The sequence below is a fragment of the Mycobacterium sp. genome (assembly GCF_035314665.1).
GTDB lineage: Bacteria > Actinomycetota > Actinomycetes > Mycobacteriales > Mycobacteriaceae > Mycobacterium.
In genome coordinates, this window is the sequence record NZ_DATFZD010000238.1 from 1 (window position 1) to 7,471 (window position 7,471).

Consider the following 7,471-nt stretch of genomic DNA (forward strand, 5'->3'; position numbering starts at 1 on the left):
GCCGCCAACTCATCAGCGCCCCGACTAGTGGTCCGTTCACGGTGTCATGCCTCCTTGAGCAGTACGGGTGATGACTCATCCTGTCGATCCCTCGGTCACCGTCGTTGTGACGGAGAACAATCCCGACATGCTAAGGGTGTATTGGCAAACACCGTTCGACCCGTTTCCCTTGGTTATAGGTCTGGGCTCACGCGTTGTCATCGAAGGGTTCGCGCACACCGCACCGGTGGTTGAGGCTGTCTGCCGGATTGCTTCCGCGCGTTTCCACCGAAACATCCACCGCGACGTGGGCGTGCGGGGAGGATAGCGGGCACCGTTGGTGCATTTTGTGCCCCCATTTCAGGAGCGTCCGAAGAACAGCGGGGAGGCAACGTTGGCCAGACGTGATCAGCGCAGCGCCACCCGGCGCGGGGTTGTATCAGCCGCTTTTCACGATCGGATCGCTGCTCGTCGGACTATCGCCGACCAGACGATTTCGTTGGCCCACCTGATCGGTTGTCGCGTCCTCGACGCCACCGAAACCCGCGTCGGCAAGGTCAGCGACATGTGGTCCGTTGGGACGCGAATATCACGTATCGTCATCGAAACCGTCTTCGGCCTGGGCTGGGATGTCTGCGGCGATTGCACCGCGCCTGACCGTCGCCGAGCGGCAGGAGCTTGGCAGGTCGGCTCGGACACGGCTGCCGCGGTCGGCCCTCGCGGATTACGTTGTGGCGCAGGATCGTCCGGATCCGGTGGTATTGTTGGAAACCCAGGCAACCACACGGGTGCCGGAGCTCGTGCCCATCCGGTACGGCCGAATGTTGGCCTCACCGTTGTCCTTTTATCGGGGCGCCGCGATGATCATGGCTTCCGACCTGGCGACCGGTCCCCACACGGGACAGCAGGTGCAGCTGTGCGGAGACGCGCACCTGTCCAACTTCGGTCACTTCGCCTCCCCGGAGCGCAATCTGGTCTTTGACCTCAACGACTTCGACGAGACACTGCCCGGGCCATGGGAGTGGGACGTCAAGCGGCTGCTGGCAAGCCTGGCCGTTGCCGGACGCAGCAACGGCTTCGACACTGCGGCATGTGAACAGGTGGTGCGGGCCGGCGCGGAGGGCTACCGCTTCCGGATGCTGGCACTGGCGGAGATGCGCTAGCTCGACTTGTGGTACGCGGAGACATGCGTCAACGACGCGTTGATTGCCAGCGTCGACTCGACATTCGCACAGCAGATTCGCCGCGCCGCGGCAAAGGCAAAGTCACGCAACCAACTGCAGGCGCTGGCACAGCTGACCCGCCTCGTCGACGGGCGTCGCCGGTTGGCCCGACCGCGGCATCGTCGGGTTGCCCGGTTGAACGTCGAGCAGGCGCAGAAGCACGTCACGCAACCGTGCCCGCCTCGGCCAATCGGTCGATGTCGACGGCAGAGAGCCCGAGCAGGTCCCGCAGAACCCCGACGGTGTGATCGCCCAACTCGGGCGCGGGGACCGCCGGCTGATAGGCACCGTCAACGGCCAGCGGCAGCCCGGGTGCCAGGTACTCGCCGATCCGCGGCTGGTCGAGAGCAGGAAGGTGCCGACCCCATCGATCTGATCGTGGCCGGCCTGGTGATCGTAGCCACCGAGCTCGCCCAGGACCCACTGCTCACGACCATCTCGGAAGCATCTGAGGAGGGCACCATCGCCCAGATGCTGGCTAACAGCAGCACGGTAACGCAGCTGGCCGAACCGATGATCGAAGCCATGCTGCGCGAGGATGACGGCAAACATTTCCGGCGCGACATCAACGCCCACGATCTCACCCAGTATCTCACTGCGACCGCACTAAGCCTGCTGCTCGGCATTATTCCGGGGACCAACGAAACCCGGGTCGCGCGACGCTACATTGACGCCTTCATACTTCCGGCCGTCGTCATAGATCCACCCCAGCCACGCGCGGTGTTCCCCCGGCGAAGGTAGTCATCTCGAGTACACTACGAGCGCACCGCATGGTCCAAACATGAGCACCTCGAAAGAGGTTTCATCCTGACCGGGTGCCTTCGCCACCACCGCCCGTACAACGAACGCATGGCCTGGGCTACGCCGAATCGCCACAGCGGCTCGGGAGTTCACCCCTCTGGGATGCCTACTACATGCGATGGGGCTGATGCGGCGACGAGAGCTGAGCTAAGCGAAAAGCTTTGCAAATCATTCGTTTCGGCGAGAGCGGCAGTCACGCTTCCGACGAGCACGGCGGTGTTCCACCATGCATCCGGGCCGTCGACGGGCTCCTCGATGACCGGCGTGGGGACGTTGACTCGGTTGGCGACCGGCTGCAGCTATCGCTACGTCGAGGATGAACTCATGCGGTAGCGAGGCCGACGAAGTAGCTGCCGAGCAGGCCGACGGCGATGATCACCAGCCATGTGTCGGTGAGGCGGCAGAGCAGCACAGGGGCGTGCCTGACTTCCATGAATTCTCGAAAGATTATGCGCACCTTGACGAGAGCGATCACGATGATGCTCGACGTGACGAAAGCACTCGGACTTGGTAATCCGTGCTGACTGGCGCTGTGGTCGATCCACAGGTAGGCCAGCGTCAGCGACGCCAGTACCACCCACACGAGGAGCAGCCTTCTGTTGAATGCGATGTGCATTGATCACCTCACCACATAGAGCAGAGCGAAGATGAGGACCCAGAGGAAATCGACGGTGTGCCAGTAGGTGGCACACGTCTCGATCAACGTCTGGGAGCGCCTCGCGGGACTGCGGAGTTGGTAGATAGCGATGCCGAGAACGACGAAGCCGATCAGCAGGTGCAGGAAGTGGATCGCGGTCAGGAAGAAATAGTAGGAGAAAAACTCGCTGGTGGTGATTCCGTTGCCCAAATGGATCTCCCGGATCCATTCCCCCACCTTCGAGACGAGGAACGCCGCGCCCAACGACACGGTGAGGTAGGCATCCCGGGTCGCCTGCCGGAAGATGCCGGCCCGCGCGGCCTCCACGCATCGGGCCACCGCCCAGGAACTCAGCAGCAGCACAATGGTGTTGAAGACCCCGACGCGCAGACTTAGATCGGCCTGGGCGTGCAGGAAGGCCGCCGGGTGCTGGGCGCGGTGGAACAGGTAGACGCTGAAGTAACCGGTGAAGACCAGCGTCTCGAACAGGACGAACGCCCACATGTCGGGCTGACCGGGCACGAACGTCACTGCGTCGCCGGCATTCTCGGTCGCGGACGGCCCGTGGAGGTTGCGTGGCGGTGAGCCTGCGCCGGCGAGGTCGGTCATCGCGCCGGCTCCGCATCACCGGATCGATCGAACACGTCGTCGTTCGCGATGTCGGGCAGCGGTCCGGTGCCGAAGTCTTCGCGCTGGATCATCTGCCGCAGCAGCAAGATGAAGGCACCGGTGTACACCCCGAACACCACCATGTTGACCCACCAGCAGATCAGGCCGTTCCAGGCGAACACGCCCCGGTGGAAGATCCACGCAGGTGCCACCACGACTTCGGTGAGGGCGTTGCAGAGATTGAGGTAGCCGAACCACTTTGGGAACACGTTGTTGTTGTCCATCAGGATCGCGGCCATCCACAGCAGTGAGCCGATCAAGAACACGCCCATCGTTCCCGAGAAGGACAGGAACGCGAAGTCGAAGACCCATTGCAGCAGTGCGGGATTTCGATCGGGACGGAACGCCCCGGCGACCAGGACCAGGCACAGCAACAGCATCCCGGGGATCGCACTGAGTGAGTAGATCACCAAGTAGGAGTACGCGAAGGCGGGACTGACCGACATGCGCCGCATCGAGTAGGCGATGATCGCGTTGCTTGCCGAGGTCATCCCAGTGATGACAAACATGATGGCGAACCCGATCAGCAACCCGTCGCGATGGCCGTTGAACCAGCGCACCACGCCGGGGGTGTCCCAGCCGGGTTCCGGTGGCGGTTGGGTGCGGGTGATGACGAAAAACACGATGAAGAACAACTGGTAGAACACGACCATCGTCCACCAGGCAAGCCAGAGTTCGCGTTTCGGGTTGTGCCGGCAATGCCAGGCGAACCGCTGAAGCGGCGCCCCCGCGGGCCGCGACTGCGGGTCCTGTGTCGGGGCGGTCACGGCGCTCACGCTACGACGACCTCCCGGTCACGGTACTCGGCACGCTCGCGTCGAATGGCTTGGCCGAGAACGACTCCCATGACGACGATCCACGTCGCGATCGCGATGTTCTTCAGCCAGAACGACAACGCCCCATTCCAGGCCAGCGGACCAGACAGAGCCAGGGCCACGAACGCCGCCGGCACCATCGCGGCCGCGACCACCAGGTTGAAGTGCGCCACCCACTTCGGAAATACCGGGTGAGGTTGGTCGTCGAAAAAGATCGCCAGAGCCAGGATCACGCCCTGGGCGATGAGGAAGGAGACCTGACTAGTGAAGGTCAGCCACGCCAAGTCGTTGAACATCTGGGTCAATTCCGGGTTGCGCTCCGGGCGGAAGGCGGCCAGCAGCCAACACACGGTGGCGAGGAGAAAGAGGGTGGGACCGGCGGCCACACAACCGAGCATGCAAAAGGAAAAAATCGGGGTGCGGTGGGCCATCCGGCGGATCTGCATCACGATGAGGATCAGAACCGGGATCAGGCCCACGCAGAACCAGTTGAACAGGATCATGCTGGCGCGGATCCGCGACAGGTTTTCGGGATCGCGGTAGAAGGCGGCCACCCGATCAGCCGACAGCGTCGGCGACATCGGCGGTGTGAAGCCCGGAAACAGTAAGAACGCCGAAATCCAGAGGACCGCCACCACAGGCAGCGACCACCATAGGATCACCTCGCCATCGATGCGTCGCGGGGCGGGTCGGGCTGATTCGGCAGCCTCGGCAACGGTGCTGGTGCCGTCGGACATCGGTGGCGCTCCTTCTGGCCTCGATGGCCCTGTTCGAACCGCGCGCGAACGCGTATGCCGAGATACCGTTGGGATAGCCGTTCGGCTAGTCAGCGAAGTTAGACCACGGAACTGCTCGCGTCAATAGCCGATCGGCTAGCCTGGGCGGGTGGGATCAGCATGCGCACCGCTCGACGGCACAGAGCTAGCCGTCGTCAGCCATAGCGCCGCCCGGGCCCGCGTTCTGGATGCCGCGCTCGATCTGTTCGCCACCCACGGCGTCAGTGGCACCTCGTTGCAGATGATCGCCAATGCCCTCGGTATCACCAAAGCGGCCGTATATCACCAGTTTCGGGCCAAGGAGCACATCGTTGTGGCCGTCACCGAGCGAGAGCTGGCTCGGCTTGTGCCGGTGCTGGAGGAAGCCGAGGCGCACGGCAACGGGCCAAGTGCCCGAGACGCGTTGCTTGTGCACGTCATCGAGATGGCTGTTCGCGACCGTCGACTGGTCCGCACCTTGCAGTTCGATCCCGTCGTCGTCGCATTGCTAGCCAACCACCCACCCTTTCAGCGGTTCATGGCACGCCTGTACAGGGTCCTGCTCGACGACGACGGCGAAGACGCGCGGATCGAGGCAGCCATGCTCTCCGGCGCAATCAGCAGCGCCGTCATGAATCCACTCGTCGCCGACATCGACGACGACACGCTACGCGACCGGCTCACTGATTTGAGCCGTCGACTGCTCGGCCTGCCGACGACTGCAGCGACGCCACAGCGGCTGCGGCGAGGCCAGGCGAAATTATAAGCGCGCCAAGGGATTAGGGTGTCGAGATGCAGCGAAGATTGATCAGCATCGCCGGACTACTCTGACAAGAAACCGGCGTGTCGCGAAGGCCGGTCAATCTTGGTTGCATAAGCCGAGTTCAGGCGCTTACTTAGACGTCGGTCTGGCGCTCTGATAGCCGTCCGCCGCCGCAACAACCGCTGTGGGTTCTTAGTCCTGTGTCATGTTCTGTCGCCTTGACCTGGCCCTCGTGCCTCGATATCCCGCGCGTCCGTCTCTGCCGCCACGGCGCCAACGTACTCCGTGTTGCTCACCTCATCGGAGATAACCAACATCACCAGCGGTGAGTTGGACCGCTATCCGAGTGGTCCCGCGGACGTGATCGATTCTGTGCGCTTTGTTCGATGCCGACAACCTGTGTTCCGGATCGCCGCGTAGGACGAATCGTGGGCGTCCTCAAAGGGAGGGGCTCCTTAGGCCAGGCTCGGTCAGACCTCGGTCGTCGGCTCGTCTAGGAACTGGTGCAGCCAATGCCCGACGTCACGGTGGACGCGACCTTTCTCGGCTTCGTTCAGGATTTCGTGCCGCCCGCTGGCGTAGAACCGGTATTCGAGTGCCAGTTGGCCCTGCCTCATGTAGCGGGTGATGAGTGCCTGGATTGTCGTGGTTTTGACGCCGACTGGATCATCGGTTCCGGCGACGATCAGGATGGGCAGAGCCCGAGGAACGCGCGATTCGTTCTCGGGAATCCACAGATCGTGGACTCCCGTGACTAGCGAATAGAACATGCTGTTGGAGAACGGCTGGCCGCACAGTGGATCGCTGAGGAATTTCTGTATCTCGTCGGGATCGCTGGTCTGCCACTCGCAGCCCGTGGGATGGGCGGCGTCCGCGATGAACGGTGCGTTCAGTGCGGCGAGCCCCGAGCTGTATGTCGCACTTGGTTCGTCGGCCTGCGGGCCCGTCGCCAGCGCGCGCAACTGGGCGAGGGCGGATTGGTACTGCTCTTCGTCCACCCCCGGTAGCGCCCCAAACGAGCCGCACAGGATCGCGCCGGCCAGCAGATCGCCATGGTTCTGTATATGGGATTGGGTCAGCCCCGAGCCCATGCTGTGCCCGAAAGCGATCAGCGGCAGGCCGGCATGCTCGGAGCGAATGATGTGAGCGAGCTGATTGAGATCGGCGGTCATATCAGCCCACGCATTGATACCCGCCTGCCCTAACTTGCCGGGGGGGGCCGTGTGGCCGTGCCCGCGCAGGTCGATGCCGTAGGCAACACAGCCGTCGGCGGCAAGGAACTGGGCGAACCGGTCGTATCGCCCACTGTGTTCGCCGACGCCGTGAGTGATCTGTACCGTGGCACGCGGGCGGATCCCGCACGGTGGCGACCACTTGCGAACGAAAATCGGTGCTTCATCAACCTCCGACGCAAAGGTGAAGGTGTCGGTCGCGGTGGGCTTCGTGGTGGTCATGCATCGAGTATCAGACCCTTGCCGACGTGACTGGTTGTTTCTCCGAGACAAGTTTGTCGCCGGGAGAGGCATCGAGAACAATCAACACGCCATCCGCGGGCATCGTCAAGTTGTTGACCTGGTGTGGTGCTGCCAGGATTGGTCGTTTGTGGCGATTGCGGCGAGGTACAAGGGCTATCGGTATCCGATCGAGGTCATCGGGCACGCGGTGTGGCTGTATCACCGTTTCGCGCCGCGCCTGCGCGACGTCGAGGACCTGATGCTGGCCCGCGGCGTCGTGGTCACCTGCGACCCCGCCCCGGCGACAAATGGCACCTCGACGAGGTTTTCGTGAAGATCAACGGCACCACTCATTATCTGTGGCGCGCGGTCGAC

General features: G+C 63.2%; 9 protein-coding genes and 2 pseudogenes. 4 read left to right on the top strand and 7 right to left on the bottom strand.

Going from position 1 to position 7,471, the window contains the following annotated elements:
• Positions 1-710: 710 nt before the first annotated feature.
• Positions 711-1,142 (top strand): DUF2252 family protein, encoded by a 432-nt coding sequence (locus tag VKI00_RS17445; RefSeq protein ID WP_324439525.1) that lies wholly within the window; start codon positions 711-713, stop codon positions 1,140-1,142.
• Between the two features lie 102 nt (positions 1,143-1,244).
• Here the strand turns inward: VKI00_RS17445 and VKI00_RS17450 are convergent, their stop codons facing one another.
• Together VKI00_RS17450 and VKI00_RS17455 are read right to left on the bottom strand one after the other, a co-directional pair.
• A complete protein-coding gene (locus VKI00_RS17450; RefSeq protein WP_324439527.1) occupies positions 1,245-1,373 on the bottom strand; it encodes a hypothetical protein in 129 nt (42 codons plus the stop codon).
• Positions 1,366-1,548 (bottom strand): annotated as a pseudogene (locus VKI00_RS17455) (2-methylfumaryl-CoA isomerase); the annotation flags it as partial. The gene VKI00_RS17450 and the pseudogene VKI00_RS17455, both read right to left, overlap by 8 nt.
• Before the next feature lie 32 nt (positions 1,549-1,580).
• On the opposite strand from VKI00_RS17455, the gene VKI00_RS17460 reads away from it, so the two are divergent.
• The gene (locus VKI00_RS17460) at positions 1,581-1,943 is read left to right on the top strand and encodes a hypothetical protein (protein WP_324439540.1); all 363 of its coding nucleotides are present in this window, start codon (positions 1,581-1,583) and stop codon (positions 1,941-1,943) included.
• Positions 1,944-2,325: 382 nt separating this feature from the next.
• Here VKI00_RS17460 and VKI00_RS17465 read toward each other — a convergent pair whose 3' ends face one another.
• The 4 genes from VKI00_RS17465 to VKI00_RS17480 all read right to left on the bottom strand — a co-directional run bounded on the left by VKI00_RS17465 (position 2,326) and on the right by VKI00_RS17480 (position 4,861).
• Positions 2,326-2,619: a cytochrome C oxidase subunit IV family protein gene (locus tag VKI00_RS17465; protein WP_324439529.1), complete on the bottom strand. Its 294-nt coding sequence runs from the start codon at positions 2,617-2,619 to the stop codon at positions 2,326-2,328.
• A gap of 3 nt (positions 2,620-2,622) precedes the next feature.
• Entirely contained in the window at positions 2,623-3,144 is a 522-nt protein-coding gene (locus VKI00_RS17470; protein WP_324439538.1) for a cytochrome c oxidase subunit 3, read from the bottom strand.
• Between the two features lie 101 nt (positions 3,145-3,245).
• Positions 3,246-4,085, bottom strand: coding sequence for a hypothetical protein (locus VKI00_RS17475; protein ID WP_324439531.1), 840 nt, complete (start codon positions 4,083-4,085; stop codon positions 3,246-3,248).
• Positions 4,082-4,861, bottom strand: coding sequence for a hypothetical protein (locus tag VKI00_RS17480; protein WP_324439533.1), 780 nt, complete (start codon positions 4,859-4,861; stop codon positions 4,082-4,084). Before VKI00_RS17480 ends, VKI00_RS17475 begins: the two co-directional genes overlap by 4 nt.
• A 148-nt stretch (positions 4,862-5,009) precedes the next feature.
• On the opposite strand from VKI00_RS17480, the gene VKI00_RS17485 reads away from it, so the two are divergent.
• Positions 5,010-5,645: a TetR/AcrR family transcriptional regulator gene (locus tag VKI00_RS17485; RefSeq protein WP_324439535.1), complete on the top strand. Its 636-nt coding sequence runs from the start codon at positions 5,010-5,012 to the stop codon at positions 5,643-5,645.
• A gap of 467 nt (positions 5,646-6,112) precedes the next feature.
• Here the strand turns inward: VKI00_RS17485 and VKI00_RS17490 are convergent, their stop codons facing one another.
• A complete protein-coding gene (locus VKI00_RS17490) occupies positions 6,113-7,096 on the bottom strand; it encodes an alpha/beta hydrolase (protein WP_324439536.1) in 984 nt (327 codons plus the stop codon).
• Between the two features lie 154 nt (positions 7,097-7,250).
• Here VKI00_RS17490 and VKI00_RS17495 point away from each other — a divergent pair.
• A pseudogene (locus VKI00_RS17495) lies at positions 7,251-7,471 on the top strand (DDE-type integrase/transposase/recombinase); the annotation flags it as partial.